Source organism: Sulfitobacter sp. W002 (assembly GCF_025142135.1).
Lineage (GTDB): Bacteria > Pseudomonadota > Alphaproteobacteria > Rhodobacterales > Rhodobacteraceae > Sulfitobacter > Sulfitobacter profundi.
The window spans coordinates 1484310-1506481 of sequence record NZ_CP081126.1 but is presented as its reverse complement, the minus strand read 5'-3'; the positions used below and the strand labels follow the sequence as shown (position 1 = coordinate 1506481).

The following is a 22172-nucleotide window of genomic DNA, read 5'->3' as shown; positions in this document are numbered from 1 at the left end:
TGAACCTTTAAAACAGCTTAGCGACGAAGCGGGTTGGAAGGACTTACGCAGAAAGGTATTAAGATATGCTTCCGGTTAGACAGGTGGCGGAAGACTAGGCGCTGATACTACCTTCGCATATACCGCTACGCCTTTGCTGCTCTCCAAAACGGCCCAGCCCGTGCCCTGCTTCGGCCTGCTGTTAACCGTGATTCGCCTTTCCCTCGGCCCCCTGCTCATTTTTTCAAAATGCCCCCTTGACCCTCCAGCGACTGGAAGCCCCATATTCAGCATATGACGGATAGAGGGCGTGAAATGGGCAAGGCAGATACACTCACTTTTGGCGTGCAAAACATGAATTGCGCGTCCTGCGTAGGACGTGTGGAAAAAGCACTGAACGCGCTGGAGGGTCTGCGCAAGGCGCGGGTGAACCTCGCGGCAGAGAACGTGCGGTTGGCGGCAGAACCGGGTTTTGACGCGGCCATGCTCGACGCCGCTTTGACGCAGGCGGGCTACCCGGCGCGCAAGACCACCCACAGATTGCGCCTATCCAACATGAGCTGCGCCTCTTGCGTCGGCCGTGTGGAACGGGCGCTGCTAGCGGTGCCGGGGGTGATCTCGGCCTCGGTGAACCTTGCCAGCGAAGAGGCAACGGTCGAGAGCTTGGAAGATGCCGATCTTTTGTCCGCCCTACGCGATGCGGCGGCGCAGGCCGGCTATCCCGCGACCGTCGATACGCCCGCGGTAGGCAGCCCTGATGCGACAGCGCGCAAAGAGGCGGAAGCCTCTCATCTCAAACGGATGACCCTGTTGGCGGCGGCGCTCACCCTCCCGGTCTTCGTGCTGGAGATGGGCGGCCACCTGATCCCTGCATTCCACCATTGGATCGCGGCCACCATCGGAAGGGAGACAAGCTGGTTCATCCAGTTCATCCTCACCACCCTCGTGCTGGCGTGGCCGGGGCGGCATTTCTACAGCAAAGGGCTCCGCGCGCTGGCGAAAGGCGCGCCGGATATGAACTCTCTCGTGGCGCTTGGATCGGGGGCGGCATGGCTCTTTTCTGTCACCGCGCTCTTTGCGGCGGGGGCCCTGCCCGAGGGCAGCCGCGTGGTCTATTTCGAAGCAGCCGCCGTGATCGTGACGCTGATCTTGCTGGGCCGCTATCTAGAGGCCCGCGCGAAGGGGCAAACCGGGGCCGCGATTGCCAAGCTGATGGGCCTGCGCGCCAGCAGCGCAAGGGTCGAGCGGGATAGCACAGTCGTTGAGTTGCCGTTGGACAAGATCGTCGCGGGCGACATCATCTACCTCCGCCCGGGCGAGAAGATCGCCACCGATGGCATCGTCGTCGACGGGCAATCCTATGTCGACGAAAGCATGATCACCGGCGAGCCTGTGCCGGTGGAAAAAGCCAAGGGGACAGAGGTTGTCGGCGGCACGGTCAACGGCACCGGCAGCCTAACCTACCGCGCCACCAAAGTGGGCGGTGACACGGTATTGGCGCAGATCATCCGCATGGTCGAAGAGGCCCAAGGCGCAAAGCTGCCCATTCAGGACTTGGTGAACCGCATCACCCTGTGGTTCGTCCCCGCTGTGATCGCCGTGGCGCTGGTGACCTTTGGGGTCTGGCTTGCCTTTGGCCCATCGCTCAGCCACGCCTTGGTGGCGGCAGTGGCCGTGCTGATCATCGCCTGCCCCTGCGCAATGGGTCTGGCCACGCCGACCTCGATCATGGTCGGCACCGGGCGCGCGGCGCAACTGGGCGTGTTGTTCCGGCAGGGCGATGCCTTGCAAAGCCTGCAAAGCGTTAAGACTGTCGCTTTAGACAAGACCGGCACGCTGACCAAGGGCACGCCCGAACTGACCGATCTGGTGATGATAAACGACCTCCCCGAGGCTGAGTTGCTGCCCCTGATCGGCGCGGTCGAGGCGCGCTCGGAACATCCCATTGCCCAAGCCATCCTGCGGCGGGCAGAAGCTGCGGGCCCGGTACCGAGCGAGGTCAGCGATTTCCAATCCCACACCGGGTTTGGCGTCAGCGCGACGGTCATGGGCCGCCGGGTCACCTTGGGAGCGGACCGCCTTATGACCCGCGACGGGATCGATTTGGGCGACACCGGGCGGATCGCGGCGGAATTGGCGAAGGCCGGGAAAACCCCGCTCTACGCCGCGGTTGATGGCCAGCTGGCGGCGGTGATCGCCGTGGCCGATCCGATCAAACCCGGCACGCCAGAAGCGATCGCGCGGCTGCATGACCTCAATCTCGACGTGGCGATGATCACCGGCGACAACCGCGGCACGGCAGAGGCCATCGCGGCGCAACTGGGCATCGATCGCGTTATCGCCGAAGTGCTGCCAGACGACAAAGTGGCCGCCATCAACAAGCTTAGAGAGGGCGACAACCGCATCGCTTTTGTGGGCGACGGCATCAATGACGCCCCCGCCCTCGCGCAGGCCGATGTCGGGCTCGCCATCGGCACCGGCACCGATGTGGCGATCGAAGCCGCAGATGTGGTGCTGATGTCCGGAGACCTGCGCGGCGTGGTCAATGCCATCGACGTGAGCCAGCGCAGCATGGCGAATATCCGACAGAACCTCTTTTGGGCCTTTGGCTACAACGTGCTGCTGATCCCGGTCGCCGCGGGTGCATTCTATCCGCTGACCGGCTGGCTTCTGTCGCCCGCTCTGGCCGCCGGAGCGATGGCCCTGTCGAGCGTTTTCGTCCTCAGCAATGCCCTGCGCCTGCGCTGGATTGCCGCCCCCTTGGCAGAAAACGCAACCCCCTCACACGGCCCCCGGGCCACCGTCCCCGTGGCCGCAGAATAGGAGCGCACCATGAACATCGGAGAAGTCTCACAACATACGGGCCTGCCGCCGAAAACCATCCGCTATTACGAAGATATCGGATTGGTCAAACCGCTGCGGGACGCCAACGGCTATCGCGCCTTTCGCGAAAGCGAGATGCACAAGCTGGCCTTTTTGGGCCGCGCCAGAACGCTGGGGTTCAGCATTGAGGATTGCCGCAATCTGCTGGCTCTTTGGGAGGACAAAAACCGTGCCAGTGCCGACGTGCGGGCCATCGCCAAAGAGCATCTGGCGCAGATCGAGGCCAAGATCAGCGGCCTGCAAGAAATGCGCGACACGCTGAGCACGCTGGTCCGCGACTGCGCCGGGGACGATCGGCCCGATTGTCCGATCCTAAAGACCTTGGGCACCGCAGCGGCCACATAACCACCGCTTTCAATAGCAAAAGGCGCCGCCCAGCCAAGCCGGGCGGCGCCTTTTGCGTCTTGTCTGGCCTCGGCCTAGGCCTTGAGCCGGTCCACGATGCTATGCGCCGTGACCGTCCCGATCTGCGTGCCGTCTTCCATCACCGCAATCGCCGCATCCGCCCCGCGCAGCCGCTCCATCAGCGCCCGCACCGGGGTCTCTGCCGTGGTTTCGCCCTGCGTCGGAGCGCCGTCAACCACGCCCATCACGTCGCGCGCGGTCAGAACCTCCAGCGGGTTCATATTGGCCACAAACTCCGCCACATAGTCCGAGGCGGGGTTCGAGAAGATTTCACGCGGCGTGCCGATCTGCACAATCCGCCCGCCTTCCATGATGGCGATGCGCCCGCCCAGCTTGAAGGCTTCATCAAGGTCGTGGCTCACGAAGATGATCGTGCGGTTCAATTCGCGCTGCAGGTCCAGCAGTTCGTCCTGCAGCCGCGTGCGGATCAACGGGTCGAGCGCCGAGAATGGCTCATCCATCAGCAAGATCGGCGCTTCGGTGGCGAATGCGCGGGCAAGGCCCACACGCTGCTGCATCCCGCCCGAAAGCTCGCCCACCTTGCGGTCAGCCCAATCGCTGAGGCTCACCAGTTTCAACTGCCGCTCGGCCCGTTCCAGCCGCTCGGCCTTGGGGACATTCGACAGTTCCAACCCAAGCGCCACATTGTCGCGCACCGTGCGCCAAGGCAGCAGGCCGAACTGCTGAAACACCATCGACACGCATTCACGGCGCACGCGGCGCAGCTCTGCGGCATTGCTGGCGTGGATGTCACAAGACCAGTTTTCGTCATGCACATGCACCGTGCCGCGCACCATTGGGTTGAGCCCGTTCACCGCGCGCAAAAGCGTCGATTTGCCCGAGCCCGAAAGCCCCATCAGCACAAGGATCTCGCCATTCTCGACGGTGAGAGAGCAATCATGCACGCCCAGCACCTGCCCGGTCGCCGCTTCGATCTCGGCACGGCTTTGGCCTTCGTCCATCAGCGGCAAAGCCTTCTCGGGCTTGTCGCCAAAGACGATGGACACATTGTCGAATTCTACTGCTTTGTTCATTTCCGTCCCACCCGCAGGATACGGTCGAGCATGATCGCCACGACGACAATCACCAACCCGGATTCAAATCCCAAGCCTGTGTTCACTTGGTTCAAGGCACGCACCACCGGCACGCCCAAGCCATCTGCCCCGACAAGTGCGGCGATCACCACCATCGACAGCGACAGCATGATGGTCTGGTTCAGACCCGTCATGATCTGCGGCAGCGCATAGGGCAGTTCAATCTTCCACAGGGTCTGGCGCGGTTTGGCACCAAAAGCCTGCGCGGCCTCAAGCAGCGCCTTGGGCGTCGAAGATATGCCCAATTGCGTCAGCCGGATCGGCGCGGGCAGAACAAAGATCACCGTGGCGATCAGGCCCGGCACCATGCCGATACCGAAAAAGACAATTGCAGGGATCAGATAGACGAAGGTCGGCAACGTTTGCATGAGGTCCAAAACCGGGGCCACCCAAGCATAAAGCCGGGGACGATGCGCCACGGCGATGCCAATCGGCACGCCCACGCCCATGCAGACCACACAGGCCGAGAGCACCAGCGTCAGGCTTTCCATCGTCTCTTCCCAGTAGTCTTGGTTGAGGATGAAAAGGAAACCAAGCACCACAAAGGCCACGGTTTTCCAGTTCCGCTGGATGCCCCATGTGATCGCTGCGAAGACGGCGATGAGGATCAGCGGATGCGGGGTTTGTAGCACCCAGAGGATCGCGTCGATCAGCCGTTCCATCAGGTCCGACAGCCCGTCAAAAAACCACGCTCCGTTCGTTTGCAACCAATCCAGCGCGTCTTCGGCCACATCGGCCACGGGGATCTTGTTTTCTGTCAGCCAGTCCATGTCAGTCCTTCAGGATTGGAGAATTGCGCATGAGAATGACCCGCCCCATCGCTTTGGGGCGGGTCTTTTCCATCATATCGCGATGATCACTTCAGCGAAGCGACAGCTTCCATCGCGTCGCCACCATCGACGGTGGTCACACCGTCCAGCCAAGTGCTGAGCACGTCGGAGTTCGCTTTGATCCAAGCGGCGGCCGCCTCTTCCGGCTTTTCGCCGTCATCAAGGATCGCGCCCATGATCTCATTCTCCATCTCAAGCGTGAACTCGAGGTTGTTCAGGAATTTGCCAAGGTTCGGGCATTCCTCAACAAAACCGGCGCGGGTGTTGGTATAGACCGTCGCACCGCCCAGATCGGGGCCGAAGTAGTCATCGCCGCCTTCCAGATAGGTCAGATCGAAGTTGGCGTTCATCGGGTGCGGTTCCCAACCGAGGAAAACAACGGGCTCTTCTTTGCGGGTGGCGCGCTGCACTTGGGCCAGCATCCCCTGCTCGGAGGATTCAACGACCTCGAACTCGCCCAGCTCAAATGCATCCTCGTCGATCATCGACTGGATCAGACGGTTGCCGTCATTGCCGGGCTCGATGCCATAGATTTCACCTTCCAGCGCATCCGCGTTGGCGGCGATGTCGGCGAAGGTCTTGATGCCCATGTCGGCGGCGGCTTTGTTCACAGCCAGCGTGTATTTCGCACCTTCAAGGTTGGCGCGCACGGTGTCGACGCTGCCTTCTTCGCGGTATTTCGCGATGTCGCCTTCCATAGTGGGCATCCAGTTGCCCAGAAACACGTCGATGTCGCCCGACGCCATGGAGGTGTAGGTCACCGGCACGGCGAGGATCTTGGTCTCGGTATCATAGCCAAGCGCGTCCAGCACAACAGAGGCGGCGGCGGTTGTCGCTGTGATATCGGTCCAGCCCACGTCGGAGAAGGTGACTTCGTTGCATTCAGCAGCAGCCAGCGAGGACGCGGCGACCGTCGCCAGAGCGGATGTCATAAGCAGTTTTTTCATTGGTGTTCTCCCCAGAGAAGTTTTTATTGACTGATGCGCCAATCAAAAGCCATCGGCCACGATATTGCAACCGGATTAATTTCGCCAACTTACTGGAGGGCACAAAGCAATACTACTTGTTTCAAAACTCACCCCCGCGCGGCCTGTTTTGGGCGCAGAACGGGGGTGACATTTTGGTCCGCACCCGGCTCGGGTTCGGTGTCAATCTTTGGGGTCTCTTCGGCATGGGCGGCGGGCGTCTGAGCAGGCGCAGCCTCGGGCGTGGCGGGCGTTGACGGGGGCGCTTCGAGGGTGTCGGCCCCTTGCGTTTCCTCAACGGTTTCAGGGGCTTCTCCCTGCCCCTCTGCCGCTTTCATCCCAAATGCCGCACGGATCGCGGCTTGGGTTCCCTCGCCGTAAAGCCCGTCAATCGCGCCGTCGTAAAATCCGAAATCCGAAAGTTTGCGTTGCAGGGCTTTGCGGGTCTCGTTGTCGAAGAGTTTGGGCTCATCCTGCATTAGCCCCAGCAGCGTGCCGTCCCCCGCCCGCAGCGCGCGGTAGAGATAGAGCGCCGCATCCGCCGCCGCGCGACCGGGCACTTTGCCATCGTCGATCATCGCGGCAAAGTTGAACATCGCCGCCGGGTGTCGCCTATCGGCTGCGCGGCGGAAATAGTCCAACGCCAGATCGGAATCGGTTTCCTGCCCCAATTCGCCCTGCAGATGGATGAACCCCAGATCGTTCAGCGCGCCGGCATGGCCCCGCTCGGCGGCGTCGCGATAGAGGGCCATGGCGCGGTCCTCATCCTGAACGACGCCGCGCCCTTCTTCGTAGAGTTGTGCAAGCTGATACCGCGCCTCGGCAGAGCCGGTCTCTACCGCCCGCATCAGTTGGGCCACAGCGGTTTCCGGGTCATAGCGCGGATCGTCAGGGTCGCTTTGCAGCGCGGCGAGACCAAGTTGGGATCGGGTGTCCCCTTGCCGCGCCAATTCGGCCAAGCGCTGGCTTTGCGCGGGGTCCAAATCCCCCCATGTCTGCGGGGTCGCAACCGCGCTGTCCGTCTCTGCGATAAAAGCTGGCGTCGGGGTCAGCCGCCCAAAGCGCCGGGCGGAGAGGCTGCCGCCGCTGCGGCTGCGCAGCGCGGCGCGAAATCCGTCCAGCATGGCGCCGACTTCGACATCCGGCTCTGTCAAAACCTCGGCCAATGTGGCCGCGAAAAGGCCCGCGTTTTCGCCACCCATGTCACAGGCGCCCACCTCACCGGAGGTGACGACCAGCGTGCCAAGGCGCGGCTCGGGCGGCGGCAGCGGGGCGGTCGACTGGCGCGGGGCGGCATGGCAGTTATCAAGCAAAACAAGCCGTATCTGTCGCGCCTTGCCCGCCGCACGCAGCAGCGCGGGCAGCGCCACCCCCTGTTGCCACAGCGCCGAGGCCGGGGCCAAGGGCGCATCGACCGGGATCAGATAGCTCTGCCCGCCCGAGGCGACGCGGCGGCCCGCGTAGTAGATCAAGGCGATATCCGCCGTTTCGGCCTGAAAGGCAAAATCAGAGAGTTCCCGCTTGAGCGTGGCGCTATCCGTGTCGATCAGCGTGGTCACATCGAACCCCTGCCCCTCTAACGCTTGGGTCAGCAGCGCGGCATCGGCGCGCGGCCCGTCAAGCGGGGCTGCGTCCTCATAGGCAGAGATGCCAATCACCATCGCCACACGGTCTTGGGCCGCCGCAACGAGGGGCAGAAACAACATCAAGAGGATCGCGGTCAAACGCATAGGGCGGGCTCCTTTCGGTCAGCTTCGGTTGGGCGGCGCCGCCCATTAACCTATGCTGGCAGGAAAAGGTTTCCACCATCGTAACAGTTTGAAATGAATCCGACCCTTGCTGCCGTGGTTCAGGCGTTGGGCGACGTCTCTTCGATCTCGCGGTCTTCTTCCGGTACGTTGAGCGTGGCCCAGGTATCGCCATCCGGCAGTTCCGGCGGATGCGGCAGGCAATCGCGCCGGTGGATATTCGCCTTGGCCATGAAATTTGCCGAAACCGGAGCCGTGACAAAGATGAAGGCCATGATCAGCAGTTCATGCAGCGACCCCGTTCCAGACAGAAACGAATTCACCATGGCCGCCAACAGATAGGCCCCGATCCCCAGCGTCGCGGCCTTGGTCGGCGCATGCAGGCGGGTCATCGGGTCGTTCAGCTTGAGCAAGCCAATCCCGGCGACAAGCACGAAGAAACTGCCGATCACCAGCAGCACGATGATAAAATAGGTGGCGATGATGTCGGGGCTCATTCGATGATATCTCCGCGCAAGACGAACCGGGCATAGGCCACGGTTGAGACGAAACCCAGCATGGCGATGATCAGCGCCGCCTCAAAATAGATCTGCGTGCCCTGCAGGATGCCCAAAAGCACGATGATGCCGATGGCATTGATGAACATCGTGTCCAGCGCCAGAATGCGGTCCCCGGTTCCGGGACCGATCCACAGCCGGATCATCGCCATGAACTGCGCGATGGCGACCAAGGTCAGGGCACCATAAAGCGCAAGGGTCAAAAGGTCGGTCGCTTGGGTCATACGAAAATCTCCTTCAAGCGGCGTTCGTAGCGGTCTTTGATCTCATCGCGCACGGCGTCGGGGTCGGTGGCGTCCAGCGCGTGCACCAGCAGGTAGCGCCCGTTGTCCGACAGATCCGCCGAAACGGTGCCGGGGGTCAGGGTGATGGTGCCCGCAAGGATCGTGATCGCTTCGGGTTCTTTCAGATCCAGCGGCACGACAACCCAGGCGGGCGACATGCTGGCGTTGGATTTGGTCAGGATGATCCACGCCACTTGGATATTGGCGATGATGATATCCCATAGGACCAAGATCACATAGGCGATCATGCGCAACGGGCGAATGCCTTGGGGCCGGTCGGTCCACCAACGCGCGGTCAGCACCGGGATCACGATCCCGAGGATCAGACCAAAGACCAGCATGCCAGCGCTGAACTTGTTTTGCAGCAGAATCCACACAACGGTGAGCAACAGGGTCAGAAACGGGTGCGGCAAAAGCCAACGGATCGGTCGCATCATGTCAATGGGCCTCCTCTTTGCCGTCCGACAGCTTGCCGGGGGTCTCCAGCACGGTGCTCAGATAACGCTCTGGCCCGAACAATTGGTTCGAGATCGCCGTGGCATATTGTGTGGCGGGGCCGGCCAGCAGCGTATGCGCAACCAAAAGGGCCAGGAGCCCCCCCACGGCCACATAGCTCAGCGCCGATGGCGCCTCGGCGGGGGTGGCCCCCTCTTGCAGTGCGACGCTGCGGGACTTCCAAAAGACCATGCTGCCCGCGCGGCCAAAGCCCACAAGGCTCAAAAGGCTCGCGCCCAAGATCACGGCCCAGATCCAGACCCAGTAATCATTCTCGGCAGCGGCATCCATGATCAGCAGTTTGCCCAGAAAACCCGAGAGCGGCGGCACCCCGACCATGGCGATGGCCGCGACAAAGAACAGGGCCGAGGTCAGCTTGGCCCCCGCCACCTGCGGCTGCGCCGTCAGATCAAGGTTATCGCGCCCCGCCCGCGCCAGATCGGCAATCAGGAACAGCGCGCCCGCCGCCAGTGTCGAATGCACGATATAGTAAAGCGCCGCCGCGATCCCTTCGGGGGTAAACAGCGCGATCGAGATCATCACCATCCCCATCGACCCGATCACCGAAAAGGCCACCATACGGTCCAACTGCTTTGCCGCCAGCACGCCGATCATGCCAAGCGCCAGCGACAGCAGCGCGGCAGGCAGCAGCCATGTGGTGTGCAGGTCCGCCGTGGCGGCAAGGTCTGGCGGGAAGATCAGCGTATAGACGCGGATGATCGCATAGGCGCCGACTTTGGTCATGATGGCGAAGAGCGCCGCCACCGGGCCGGGCGCTTCGGCATAGCTGGATGGCAGCCAGAAGTGCAGCGGCACCACGGCCGCTTTGACCGCGAAGACCATCAAAAGCAGCACCGCCGCGATGCGGATGCCCACGGTCGCACCGGTATCAATCAGCGCCACACGCTGCGCCAGATCGGCCATGTTGAGCGTCCCCGTCTCGGCATAGATGGCCCCAAGCGCAAAGAGAAACAGGGTCGAGCCCAGCAGGTTATAAAGCACATATTGCACCCCCGCCCGCAGCCGCGGCGTGCCCCCGGCGTGGATCATCAACCCGTAGGAGGCGATCAGCAGCACTTCGAAAAAGACGAAAAGGTTGAACAGGTCGCCCGTCAGGAACGCCCCCATGATCCCCATCAACTGGAACTGGAACAGCGCGTGAAAATGCCGCCCGCGTTCGTCCCATTTCGAGCCGATGACATAGAGCAGCACGAACAGCGCCAGCACCGCGGTCAGCGTGACCATCAGTGTCGACAGACGGTCGCCCACCAGCACGATGCCAAAGGGCGCGGCCCAATCGCTGAGACGGTAGAGCATGACATCGCCGCCCGACGCCTCGACCGAGAGGCCAAGCCCCACGGCGACCAACGCCAGCGCCCCGAACAGCGACAGCACCCGCTGGATAGTAATGTGATAGCGTGCGGCCAGAATGATGAAGGGCGCAATAAATGCGGGCAGCACGATGGGCAGGATCAGCCAATGGGTCATGTGCGGTCCTCCGCCTTGGTATCGGTCAGCGGGTCGTCGACATGGTCGTCATTGTTGCCCAGATAGGCCCCGAGGGCGATCATCACCACCACGGCGGTCATGCCGAATGAAATTACGATGGCGGTCAGCACCAGCGCTTGGGGCAGCGGATCGGTGTAGCGCGCGGCATCCGTGAGGATCGGCGGCGCGCCCACGGTCAAACGGCCCGAGGCAAAGAGAAACACGTTCACCGCATAGGTCAGCAGCGATGTGCCCATGATGACGGGAAAGCTCCGCAAGCGCAGCACAAGATAGAGGCCAGAGGCCGTCAGAATGCCGATGGCGGATGCGACGAGAAGTTCCATGTTTATGCCTCCGCCTTGATGTTGTCTTCGCGGGATGGGTCGATGTCCATCGGGTGATCGGCCTCAGGCACATGCGCCCGGCGGGCCAGCCGCGAGAAGCTTTCGAGCGACAGCATCACCGCCCCGACCACGGCAAGGAACACGCCAAGGTCAAAGAGCGCGGCAGTTGCCAGTTCGAACTTGTCGAAGGGCGGGATTCGCACATAGGTGAAATCCGACGTCAGGAAAGGCTTGGCAAAAAGCCACGACCCGATCCCCGTCAGCCCCGCGATCAAGACGCCGGTGCCGATGATCCCGTGATAGGGATAGCGCAGGCGCGCCGAGGCCCATGCAAAGCCGCTGGCCATATATTGCATCACCACGGCGATGGAGACGATCAGTCCTGCGATAAACCCGCCGCCCGGCTCGTTGTGGCCGCGCAGGAAGATGTAGAAACCAACCATCAGCACGACGGGCATGATGACGCGGGTCATCACCACCATCATCATCGGGTGCCGGTCCCCTGCCCGCGGCTGGTCGGGCTTGCGGTTCAGCAAGCGCGCGCGGACCGGGCCCGACAGCAGCGTCTCGGTCAGCGCGTAGATCAGCAGCGCGGCGATGCCCAGAACGATGATCTCACCATAGGTGTCAAAGCCCCGGAAATCGACAAGGATCACGTTCACCACATTGGTGCCGCCGCCACCTTTGTAGGAGTTGGCGAGGTGGAATTCCGAGATGCTCGGTGCGACGGTGTCGCGCAGGAGGTAGTGATAGGACAGCGCCATGGTCGCCGCCCCCGCCGCGAGGGAGACCACAACGTCGCGCGTCCGGCGCAGCACGCTGCTTTCAACCGGTGTGCGGTTGGGCAGGAAGTTCAGCGCCAGCAGCAGCAAGATGATCGTGACCACCTCAACCGTCAGCTGGGTCATCGCCAAGTCAGGCGCGCTGAAGAAGACGAAACCAGCCGAGACGATCAGCCCCACGATGCCGATCAGGATCAGCGACAACAGGCGGTTGCGGTGCAAGAACACCAATCCGCAGGCCGCCGCCACCAGCATCAACCAGCCCGCGATCTGAACCGCATTGGTCGGCTGCAACTCGCGGGTCGCCGCCCCCACAGTGCCGGTGGCCCAAGCGAAATAGCCCACCACAACCACGGTCACCGCCATGATCGCGGCATAGCGCGAGAACGCCCCGTCGTGCAGACGCAGCGAAATCGCCTGCGACAGGCCGACAAAGGCCGCGATGACACGGTCAAAGATCGACTTGGCCTCGGGCCGTGGCGTGGCATCCCAAAGACGCAGAAGCGGGGTAAAGAGCGCCAGCAGGATCAGGCCACCGACAACGGCGATGATCGACATATAAAGCGCCGGACCAAGCCCGTGCCAGATTTTGAAATGCGCCGAGGGCATCTCGGCCGCGCCGCCAAGGACCGAAGCCGTCACCAGCTTCACGAAAGGCTCGGCGAGGAAAGGTGCAAGACCGATCACCACCACGGGGATGATCAGCAGCGCGGGCGGCAGCCACAGACCGGGCTTAGGGTCATGCGGATGGTCGGGATAGTCGTCACGCTCTTTGCCAAGGAAGGTATGGCCGATCAGGCGGAAACTATAGGCGGCAGAGAAGAGGGCACCAAAGGTCGCAAGCCCCGGCACCAGCCACGGCATGTCAAACAGCGTGGTGTGCAGGGTCTCTTCCAGCATCATCTCTTTGGACAGGAAGCCGTTGAGCAGCGGGATGCCCGCCATCGACAGCGCCGCCAGCGTGGCGATGACAAAGGTCACCGGCATCAGATGCCGCAGCCCACCCAAGCGGCGGATGTCACGGGTATGCACCGCGTGATCCACGATCCCCGCCGACATAAAGAGCGCCGCTTTGAAGGTCGCGTGGTTCAAGATGTGGAACACTGCCGCCATCGCGCCAAAGGCCGTGCCAGTGCCCAAAAGCATGGTGATCAGACCAAGGTGGCTGACGGTCGAAAAGGCTAGCAGCGCCTTCAGGTCATGTTTGAACAGCGCAATCACCGCGCCCAGCACCATGGTGACCAGACCCGCAGTGGTGACGATGACGAACCATTCGGGCGTGCCAGACAGCACCGGCCACATCCGCGCCATCAGGAAAATCCCCGCCTTCACCATCGTGGCGGAGTGCAGATAGGCCGAGACCGGCGTTGGTGCTGCCATGGCGTGGGGCAACCAGAAGTGGAACGGGAACTGCGCGGATTTGGTGAAACAGCCCAGCAGGATCAGGATCAGCGTGGGCAGATAGAGCGGCGAGGCTTGGATCATCTCGCGGTTGTCGAGGATCACGCTCAGGTCATAGCTGCCGACGATTTGCCCCAGCAGCAACATGCCACCGATCATCGCAAGGCCGCCCATGCCGGTCACGGTCAGCGCCATCCGCGCGCCTTGGCGGCCTTCGGGCAGGTGCTTCCAATAGCCGATCAGCAGGAAGGACGAGAGCGAGGTCAGCTCCCAGAAGATCAGCAGGATCAATACGTTATCGCTTAGAACGATGCCAACCATCGCACCTTGGAACAGCAGCAGATAGGTGAAAAACTCACCCATATGGTCATCACGTGACAGGTAAGACCGCGCATAGGCGATGATCAACAGACCGATGCCAAGGATCAGACAGGCAAAGAAAAAGCCGAGGCTGTCGAGCATCAAGGTCAGGTTCAGGCCAAGCTGCGGGATCCAGTCAACCCGCGCGGTGACCAATTCGCCCGCCAGCACGGCAGGCAGATGCGTCAGCAACCCCACCAGCGCCACGAGGGTCACCATAAAGGTCACCCCGGCGCAGGCTTGGCGCCCTGCGGAATTCATCAGTCCGGGTAACAATGCGCCCAAGAAGGGCAAGGCAACGATAAGGAAGAGGGACACGCGAACTCCTGATCTGGCGGACTGAAAGGTCACCACGTTCTGTAGAAATTTTCCCGGCACCTCAAGCGAAACCGGGCATTAAACGCCAGATTGTCGCAGGTTACACCGCGGTCCTGCCCCGTGGGATGGCGTTACCGCCGCCCCTATGCCCGCTAGAATGGCCCTCGGGCGCCCCTACCCCGGTCGAAACAAGTCCCGGTAGGTTTCGCGCAGCACAATCTTTTGCACCTTGCCCATCGTGTTGCGCGGCAATTCCGGCAGGACGATCAGCTTGGCGGGTTGTTTGAACTTGGCCAGCGATCCGGACACATCCCCGGCGATCTGCGCAAGGTCCAACTCCGCGCCCCGGCGTGCCACCAACACCGCCACCACGCTTTCGCCGAAATCGGGATGCGGCACGCCGAACACCGCGCTCTCCAACACGCCCGGTTGGTCGTCGAGCAGCAGTTCGACCTCCTTAGGGTAAATATTATAGCCGCCCGAGATGATCAGGTCTTTGTTCCGGCCCACGATGGTCACATAGCCATCCGCATCCCGCCGCCCCAGATCGCCGGTGATGAAAAAGCCATCTTCGCGCAGTTCGGCGGCGGTTTTCTCGGGCATCTGCCAATAGCCCTTGAAGACATTCGGGCCACGTACTTCGATGTTGCCAATCTCTCCGTCCGGCAGGATCGCGCCGGTTTTGGGGTCGGTGATTTTCAACTCCACATCCGGCAGCGGCAGGCCCACGGTGCCCGCGCGGCGCTCGCCTTCATAGGGGTTCGAGGTGTTCATATTGGTCTCGGTCATGCCGTAACGCTCTAGGATACGGTGGCCGGTGCGTTCCTCAAAATCGACATGGGTTTCGGCCAAAAGCGGTGCCGAGCCAGAGATGAACAGCCGCATGTTCGCGGTCGTCTCACGGGTGAAAATCGCGTCATCCAAAAGCCGGGTGTAGAAGGTCGGCACGCCCATCATCACGGTGGCGTGGGGCATCCGGTCGATCAGCCGGTCAATGTCGAGCTTGGGCATAAAGATCATCGCGCCCCCCGCCACCAGCGTCACATTGGTCGCCACGAACAGCCCGTGGGTGTGAAAGATCGGCAGCGCATGCAGCAGCACGTCCGCGTTGGTGAAACGCCACAGATCGGCCAGCGTCTGCGCGTTCGACAAAAGGTTCGCCTGCGTCAGCATCGCCCCCTTAGAGCGCCCCGTGGTGCCGGAGGTATAGAGGAAGGCCGCAAGGTCATCCGCCGCCCGCGCGACGGTTTCGAACTTGTCGGAAGCCGAGGTGGCGCAATCCGCAAAGCTGCCATCGTTCTCCGTACCAAGCGTCTCAAGCTGGCACCCTGTATCCCTAGCCAGCGGTGCCATTTCATCGCGGCGCGCGGGCTGGCAGACAAAGGCCGCGGCGCCGCTGTCGGTCACGAAATAGCGCACCTCATCCGCGGTATAGGCGGTGTTGAGCGGCAAAAAGATCACCCCCGTCTGAACGCAGGCGGCATAGAGCGCCAGCGCATCGGCGGATTTATCGACCTGTACCGCCAGCCGGTCGCCGGGCTTTACCCCCAACTCGGTCAGCACATGGGCAAAACGGGCGGCCCGGCCCAGAAATCCCGCATGGGTCAGCGTCACCCCGCCTTCGAGATGGAGAAAGGCTGTCGTTTTGCCAGCGTGACGGCCAAACAGAGTGTCATAAAGGGGGTTTGCCATCACGGTGCTCCTCGCGTGTTGTTCTTGGGAAAGCCGACTGCCTCCTTGCGGGATTACAACCGCATTACGCGGGGTAATGCAAGCCGACCAGAACCCGCGCGCGGCGGCGAGGGCGGCAAATGTCGAATTAAGGCAATAGCTTGCGGGGCGACGCTGTGGCGCGCCGCCCCAAGGTTCAGCGGCCCATCAAACCGGGCAACCATGTGCCAATACCCGGCAGCCAGACGACCAGCGCCAGCACGAAGATCTTGATCAGCAAGAAGGGCATGACCGAGGCATAGATCTGCGGCATGCGTATCTCCGCAGGTGCGACCCCGCGCATGACAAACAGCAGCAGCCCGAAGGGCGGCGTCAGCAGGCCAATCTCCATCGTCAGCAGGTAGACGACGCCGAGGGTCAGCTCGTTGATCTCCATCGCACTCGCCAGAGGCACGAAGACCGGCACGGTGACCATCAGCATCGACACCTGATCGATGAAACACCCCAGAAACAGCAGGATCGCGATCATCCCCAAGAGCACCATCAGCGGCGTCGGATCGACCGCGTTAATTGCGTTGATCAGCCCATTGGTCGCGCCTGAAAAGGACAGCACCTGCGCAAAGGTCTGGCTGGCCGCGATGATGAACAGGATCATCACCGACAGCTTCAGCGTCTCCATCAGCGCGCGGCCCATCTTCTCCCAACTCAGGGCGCGGTAGGCGGCCCCGATGATCACGGCGGTGATGCTGCCAAGGGCGGCACTTTCCGTGGGCGTTGCGATCCCCGCCAGAAGCGAGCCGATCACCACCGCGAAAAGCACCGACAGCGGCAGCACATAGATCACGAAGGGCGTCCAACGTTCGCGCAGCGGCATTTCCTCATAGACATCGGGCGGCGCGACTTTCGGGTCGAGAAGGCTCCGCCCCACCACATAGGCCACGAAAAGCACCGCCAGCAGCAGCGCGGGCAAAACCCCCGCGATCAGCAGCCCGGCGATGGAGATGCCCGCGAGCGAGCCCACCAGAACCGCCAGCGCCGAAGGCGGGATCAGCATCGCAATCGCGCCCGAGGCCATGATTGGCCCCATCGCCATCGACGGATGATAGCCGCGTTTCAGCATCCCCGGCAGCAGCGTGCCGCCCAGCATCGCGGTATTGGCGATGGTCGAGCCGGAAAGGGCTGCAAAAATCGTGCCGCCAAAGATCGTGACGACCGACATGCGGCCCGGGATGCGCGTCACCACCCGCTCAATCGCGTCAATGGCGCGGTGCGCGACTCCGGTCTGAAAGAGGATCTCTCCCATCAAGATAAACAGCGGTATCGGCGCGAGCTGAAAATTCGCGACCGACTGCGCCGAGTTGCGCGCCAGTTGCAGGATGCCGCGGTCTCCGCCCAATACGAAATAGGCCCCCACGGTGGTCACGGCGATAAAGGCGAATGCTACAGGCAGACCGATCAACAGCAAAACCGCCAATCCGCCCAGCATCAAGGTCAGTGTCAGGCCCCAATCCATGTCAAAGACCACTCAAACTACGCTCGGCCGTTTCCGGATAAAGCAGACGACGGATAAAGATGATCGTACACAGCGCCAGCGACAGCGGCACAAAGGCCAGCATCCACCACTCCGGGATCACGAATGAAGTGCGGATCATCGACCCGCGCGCGGCCGAGGCCAGCACCGCTTGCAGCCCGTACCAGCCCAGCACCCCCGCCGTCACCGCGCCAATGGCGCTGGTGATCCGCGTCAAAGCATGGGCGGTGCGCTGCGACAGGTTGCTCGTGATCAGATCAACCTTCACATGCCCGCCAATCGAAAGCACCCAAGGCGCGCCAAGGAAGGTGGCAATCATCAGCGCATATTGGATCGCATCCAGCGCGCCATATACCACCGGCAAGCCGAGATTGCGCAGCACCACGTTGATCGCGATAAACACCGCGATCACCCCGAGGATACCGGCCGAGAAAACGGCCAGCCCCCGGAGTGTCCGGTCAAACAATGTTGAGATCATCGGGCGATCACTTGGTCATGCAGGCGCGCATCTGCTGCGCAAGATCGGCATCGACCTCTTCGACCGCCGCCCAACCGGCATCGCGCGCGGCATTGATCCACGCTTCGGCATCGGCGTCGCTGAAGGTGATCGTCTCGATCCCCGCATCCGCCTGTGCGGCGTATTCCGTCGCGTTGCGGTCGGCATTGTCGTTGTTAAGCTCTTCCATCCAAGCCGCGCCCTCTTCGAGTTTGGCGCGCTGTTCGTCGGTCAGGCCATTCCACGTGTCGAGGTTCACCAGCAGGTTCACGTCGACGTTGTAAAAGCTCGGGTCGACCCGGTATTTGGTCTGCTCGTCCCAACCGAGATCCAACACGCCTTGGCTCGGCCAGCCGTAACCGTCAATCGCCCCACGCTCCAGCGCGCTATAGACTTCGCCCGGCGCGGTGCGCACCAGATTGGCCCCCAGCTGCGTGAACATCGCCTGATAGACTGGCGTGGTGCGGATGGTCAGACCGCTCAGGTCCGGCCCCTCGACCGGTTTGGTCAGATAGAGGTGATAGCCGATCCCGTCGCCGCCATGGCCGAGGTATTTGACGTTCATCTGCTCTTGGTGGATGCGGTCGACCAGCTCGTAGCAGCCATTCTCGCGCTGCTCTTGAATGGTGTTTTCCGCAAGATGCAGCGCGTCGCCCGTGGGCAGCAGGTTGGGGTAATAGGCCGTAGTGTTGTTGGCGATATCGACAACGCCGGATTGCACAGCGTTGCCCAATTCAAAGGGCGGCACGGCTTCCGGCCCGCCGACCATATTGATCTGCACGACCCCCTTGCCGTTCTCGTTGATCCATTCGACAAAGGCTTCAAACTCGCGGCTAAACGCGGTGCCTAGGGTAAAGGCCGACACGGCGCGCAGCGTGACTTCGTCGGCGCTGGCGGTGCTGGTGGTGGCAAGGGTGCTGACGGCAAAGAGCGCCGCGCTGAGCGTGGTTGTTGTTTTCATGATCGTCTCCCAGTTGTGATCAAAAGCCCGCGATCTCTGCCCCGGTGCTCTCGCATGCATATGCATAATATGTATCTGCATGTAATTCGTAGCGACAAGATTTCGCCTCGTCAATTTAAACTCTCACCCCTTACCCGCGCCGTCGCACAGGCGGTGCCCTGCGCAGATTGTCGCGGCATTAAGATAGTTTAATGACACCCCCGCCATGAGAACATATATAGAACACATGGCAAAACAGACACTCGATCAAAAACTGGCGATTCTCAGCGACGCGGCGAAATACGACGCCTCCTGCGCCTCCTCCGGCTCGACCAAACGCGACTCGCGCGATGGCAAGGGGCTGGGCTCCAACGAAGGCAGCGGCATCTGCCACGCATACGCCCCCGATGGGCGGTGCATCAGCCTGCTCAAGATCCTGATGACGAATTTCTGCATCTACGATTGCAGCTATTGCATCAACCGCGTGTCATCGAACGTCGACCGGGCGCGGTTCAGCGTGGATGAGGTGGTAAAGCTCACCATCGAGTTCTACCGCCGCAATTATATCGAAGGGCTGTTTTTGTCCTCGGGCGTGATCCGCTCCCCCGATGCGACGATGTCGGACATGGTGCAGATCGCCCGCAAGCTGCGTCACCAAGAGAACTTTCGGGGCTATATTCACCTCAAGACGATCCCCGATGCCTCGCCTGAGTTGATCGAGGAAGCGGGCCGTCTGGCCGACCGCTTATCGATCAATGTCGAGCTGCCCACCGATACGGCGGTGCAGCAATATGCGCCCGAGAAAAAGCCCGAGCAGATCCGCCGCGCCATGGCAAATGTGCGGATGGTCAAGGACGCCAGCAAAGAGAAATCCTTTTCCGGCAAGCGCCCGCCGCGTTTTGCGCCCGCCGGTCAATCCACCCAGATGATCATCGGCGCGGATGGGTCGAACGACGCCACAGTGCTGGGCCAATCGACGCGGCTTTACTCCAGCTACAAGCTGAAGCGCGTTTACTATTCCGCCTTCTCGCCGATCCCCGACAGCTCCGCGAAACTGCCGCTGATCCGCCCGCCCCTGCAACGCGAGCATCGGCTTTATCAGGCCGACTGGCTGCTGCGCTTCTATGATTTCCAACTGGACGAGATCACCTCCGTCACCCGCGACGGCAATCTCGACCTTGAGGTCGATCCCAAGCTCGCTTGGGCGCTGGTGCACCGCGAACATTTCCCGCTGGACGTGAACCGCGCCAGCCGCGAGATGCTGCTGCGGGTGCCGGGCTTCGGGGTGAAGACCGTGAACCGCATCCTCGCCGCCCGCCGCCACCGGTCCCTGCGCTACGAAGACCTCACCCGCATGGGCGCCTCGATGAAAAAGGCCCGCGCCTTTGTCACCGCGGGCGGCTGGACGCCCGGTGGGCTGACCGACAGCGCCGACCTGCGCGCACGTTTCGCGCCGCCGCCCGAGCAGTTGACCCTGTTCTGATGCAGCGCGTCTCGCTCCCCCCCATCGGCACGGCGAAAGCATGGCGCGAAGCGGCGCGCGGTTTTCTGGCTGCAGGTGTCCCGCCCGAGGATATTCTCTGGGGCGATCATGCCGCCGCGGCCGATCTTTTCGGCGGCGAGACTGTGTCACCTAAAGCCGGACAGGTCTCGGTCCCGCGCAGCTTCGTCTCCATGGCGGAAACCGCCGTATGGCACAGCGATCCGGAGCGTTTCGCGCGGCTCTATGCCTTTCTTTGGCGGGTGAAAGACGCGCCGCATTTGATGTCGGACCGGGGCGATGCCGACCTCGCCGTGCTACGCGGGATGGAGAAGAACGTGCGCCGTTGCCAGCACAAGATGAAAGCCTTCGTCCGCTTCCGCGAAATCGGCGCGCCCGATGCCCCGCGCCGCAGTTTCGCGGCATGGTTCGAGCCCACGCATCACACGGTGGAGCCAACGGCGGATTTCTTCGTGCGGCGGTTTTCCGACATGGACTGGCGCATCCTGACGCCCGATGTCTCGGCCATTTTCGAGAACGGCAAACTCACGTTCCAAGAAGGGCACGAAAAACCCGACCTGCCCGAGGACGCGGGCGAGCAGCTTTGGATCACCTACTTCCAGAACATCTTTAACCCCGCCCGCCTGATGGTGAAGGCGATGCAATCCGAGATGCCCAAGAAATACTGGAAGAACATGCCCGAAGCCGCTTTCATCCCCCAGATGATCGCTGAGGCCCCCGCCCGCGCCCGTGCCATGGCCGAGGCAGCACCCACCCTGCCGCCGGTGCGCATGGACCGCGTACAGGCGCAGCTCAGCGCCTTCGATTCAGCATGGGACGGCCCGATGGAGGAACTGCCCACCGCGATCCGCGCTTGCACCCGCTGCCCGCTGCATTGCCACGCCACCCAAGCCGTGCCGGGCGAAGGGCCAAGCCGCGCTGATCTGATGGTGGTCGGCGAACAACCCGGCGATCAGGAAGATCTCGCGGGCCGTCCCTTTGTTGGCCCCGCCGGGCAGATGTTCGACCGCGTGGCCGCCGAGGCCGGGCTAGATCGCGAGGCCGCTTTCGTCACCAATGCGGTCAAACACTTCAAATTCACCGCCCGCGGCAAACGCCGCATTCACCAGCGCCCCGAGACGCCAGAAATCGACCAATGCCGCTGGTGGATGAACGCCGAGGTGGCGCAAGTGCAGCCCAAGCTGATCCTCGCCATGGGCGCCACGGCGGCGCAGAGCCTGACCGGTAAGGGCACGGGAATTCTCAAACGCCGTGGCGCGATCGAGACGGGGCCTGAAGGCATCCCGGTGCTGATCACCCTGCACCCCTCCTACCTCTTGCGCGTGCCGGATCCGGCGCTGCGCGAAGAGGCTACGGCGCAGTTCCGCTCCGATCTGGCGATGGCGGCACGGATGATGGCGGAGGCGGCTTAATCCTCGGGGTCGATGACCTGTAGCTTGCCGTCCGGCAAGGGGCGTTGCAGACTGGGCAGCTCGGCCGTTTCAACCGTAAGCCAGCGCTGCACGTCATCGGGGTTGGTCAGGATCACCGGCATCGCCTTGGGGTGCACGGCCCCGACCTCGGCATTGGCTTCGGTGGTCAGAAAGCCATAGAGGGTATCAGTGGTCTCGCCGTCCTTCAGTTTGCGCACAGAGGTCCATTCGGTCCAAACGCCCGCAAAAAAGGCCAGCGGACGGTCCTCGCCAAGCGCGAACCAAATGGGGCGCGAGCGCTCTCCGGGGCGGTTCAGCGGCTCGGAAAAGGCGGTGAAGGGCACCACGCAGCGATGCTCGGCCCCCAGCCAGCGCCGCCAATGCGGCGAGGCGATGTTGCGGATGTTGGTCACGCCGCGGTCGGTCTTCTTGCCTTTGAGCGCGAAGGCCGGAGAGGGCATCCCCCACCGCATCATCTCCAGCACCGGACCGCCATCGCCGTGGCGCACCACCGGGGCGGCATAGTCGGGGTAGATACCGGGCATCGGCGGCAGGTTGCCTGTTTGGTCGTCGACCCCATCGAACCAGCCGCGGATCGCCGCTTGCCCCTTGGTCAGGGAATAGAGATTGCACATCGGTTGGCCCCCTTGCCGTCATCTTGGCCCATTAGATGCGGTTTTGCCCGCGT

General features: G+C 62.5%; 19 protein-coding genes. 4 read left to right on the top strand and 15 right to left on the bottom strand.

All coding sequences use genetic code 11. The annotated features are described in order from the left end of the window. Positions 1 to 294: 294 nt before the first annotated feature. On the top strand, positions 295 to 2802 hold the full coding sequence (locus K3758_RS07425; RefSeq protein ID WP_259949415.1) for a heavy metal translocating P-type ATPase: 2508 nt from the start codon (positions 295 to 297) through the stop codon (positions 2800 to 2802). Positions 2803 to 2811: 9 nt separating this feature from the next. Beyond that, the gene (gene cueR, locus K3758_RS07420; RefSeq protein ID WP_120350818.1) at positions 2812 to 3207 is read left to right on the top strand and encodes a Cu(I)-responsive transcriptional regulator; all 396 of its coding nucleotides are present in this window, start codon (positions 2812 to 2814) and stop codon (positions 3205 to 3207) included. Between the two features lie 74 nt (positions 3208 to 3281). Here cueR and choV read toward each other — a convergent pair whose 3' ends face one another. The 14 genes from choV to dctP all read right to left on the bottom strand — a co-directional run bounded on the left by choV (position 3282) and on the right by dctP (position 18592). Then, a complete protein-coding gene (choV, locus tag K3758_RS07415; protein WP_259949408.1) occupies positions 3282 to 4301 on the bottom strand; it encodes a choline ABC transporter ATP-binding protein in 1020 nt (339 codons plus the stop codon). Further along, complete coding sequence (choW, locus tag K3758_RS07410; protein ID WP_067626912.1) at positions 4298 to 5131, bottom strand: choline ABC transporter permease subunit; 834 nt, start codon at positions 5129 to 5131, stop codon at positions 4298 to 4300. Before choW ends, choV begins: the two co-directional genes overlap by 4 nt. Before the next feature lie 86 nt (positions 5132 to 5217). After that, positions 5218 to 6138, bottom strand: a complete 921-nt coding sequence (locus tag K3758_RS07405; RefSeq protein ID WP_259949395.1) for a choline ABC transporter substrate-binding protein — start codon at positions 6136 to 6138, stop codon at positions 5218 to 5220. A 128-nt stretch (positions 6139 to 6266) separates the two neighbouring features. Then, the gene (locus K3758_RS07400) at positions 6267 to 7886 is read right to left on the bottom strand and encodes a caspase family protein (protein WP_259949393.1); all 1620 of its coding nucleotides are present in this window, start codon (positions 7884 to 7886) and stop codon (positions 6267 to 6269) included. Between the two features lie 119 nt (positions 7887 to 8005). Continuing rightward, positions 8006 to 8401, bottom strand: coding sequence for a monovalent cation/H(+) antiporter subunit G (gene mnhG / locus K3758_RS07395; RefSeq protein WP_259949392.1), 396 nt, complete (start codon positions 8399 to 8401; stop codon positions 8006 to 8008). Next, positions 8398 to 8685: a K+/H+ antiporter subunit F gene (locus K3758_RS07390; protein WP_067630872.1), complete on the bottom strand. Its 288-nt coding sequence runs from the start codon at positions 8683 to 8685 to the stop codon at positions 8398 to 8400. The genes mnhG and K3758_RS07390 overlap by 4 nt, the downstream gene beginning before the upstream one ends. Continuing rightward, complete coding sequence (locus K3758_RS07385; protein WP_067630869.1) at positions 8682 to 9182, bottom strand: Na+/H+ antiporter subunit E; 501 nt, start codon at positions 9180 to 9182, stop codon at positions 8682 to 8684. Before K3758_RS07385 ends, K3758_RS07390 begins: the two co-directional genes overlap by 4 nt. Position 9183: 1 nt before the next feature. Beyond that, on the bottom strand, positions 9184 to 10728 hold the full coding sequence (locus K3758_RS07380) for a monovalent cation/H+ antiporter subunit D (protein WP_259949386.1): 1545 nt from the start codon (positions 10726 to 10728) through the stop codon (positions 9184 to 9186). After that, a complete protein-coding gene (locus tag K3758_RS07375; protein ID WP_120350813.1) occupies positions 10725 to 11072 on the bottom strand; it encodes a Na+/H+ antiporter subunit C in 348 nt (115 codons plus the stop codon). The genes K3758_RS07380 and K3758_RS07375 overlap by 4 nt, the downstream gene beginning before the upstream one ends. Before the next feature lie 2 nt (positions 11073 to 11074). Further along, positions 11075 to 13933, bottom strand: coding sequence for a monovalent cation/H+ antiporter subunit A (locus tag K3758_RS07370; RefSeq protein ID WP_259949384.1), 2859 nt, complete (start codon positions 13931 to 13933; stop codon positions 11075 to 11077). Between the two features lie 174 nt (positions 13934 to 14107). Next, positions 14108 to 15625: a malonyl-CoA synthase gene (locus K3758_RS07365; protein ID WP_259949381.1), complete on the bottom strand. Its 1518-nt coding sequence runs from the start codon at positions 15623 to 15625 to the stop codon at positions 14108 to 14110. A gap of 175 nt (positions 15626 to 15800) precedes the next feature. Beyond that, on the bottom strand, positions 15801 to 17117 hold the full coding sequence (locus tag K3758_RS07360) for a TRAP transporter large permease (RefSeq protein WP_259949379.1): 1317 nt from the start codon (positions 17115 to 17117) through the stop codon (positions 15801 to 15803). Between the two features lies 1 nt (position 17118). Next, entirely contained in the window at positions 17119 to 17613 is a 495-nt protein-coding gene (locus K3758_RS07355) for a TRAP transporter small permease (protein WP_259949377.1), read from the bottom strand. 7 nt (positions 17614 to 17620) lie between these two features. Next, complete coding sequence (gene dctP, locus K3758_RS07350) at positions 17621 to 18592, bottom strand: TRAP transporter substrate-binding protein DctP (RefSeq protein WP_259949375.1); 972 nt, start codon at positions 18590 to 18592, stop codon at positions 17621 to 17623. A 226-nt stretch (positions 18593 to 18818) separates the two neighbouring features. On the opposite strand from dctP, the gene K3758_RS07345 reads away from it, so the two are divergent. Together K3758_RS07345 and K3758_RS07340 are read left to right on the top strand one after the other, a co-directional pair. Further along, positions 18819 to 20054 carry a putative DNA modification/repair radical SAM protein gene (locus tag K3758_RS07345; RefSeq protein WP_259949372.1) on the top strand — a complete coding sequence of 412 codons (1236 nt, stop codon included), beginning with the start codon at positions 18819 to 18821 and terminating at the stop codon, positions 20052 to 20054. After that, complete coding sequence (locus K3758_RS07340) at positions 20054 to 21484, top strand: UdgX family uracil-DNA binding protein (protein ID WP_259949370.1); 1431 nt, start codon at positions 20054 to 20056, stop codon at positions 21482 to 21484. The genes K3758_RS07345 and K3758_RS07340 overlap by 1 nt, the downstream gene beginning before the upstream one ends. Here the strand turns inward: K3758_RS07340 and K3758_RS07335 are convergent. Further along, the gene (locus K3758_RS07335; protein ID WP_259949367.1) at positions 21481 to 22119 is read right to left on the bottom strand and encodes an SOS response-associated peptidase; all 639 of its coding nucleotides are present in this window, start codon (positions 22117 to 22119) and stop codon (positions 21481 to 21483) included. The two genes, K3758_RS07340 and K3758_RS07335, sit on opposite strands and share 4 nt — an antisense overlap. Positions 22120 to 22172: the final 53 nt, after the last annotated feature.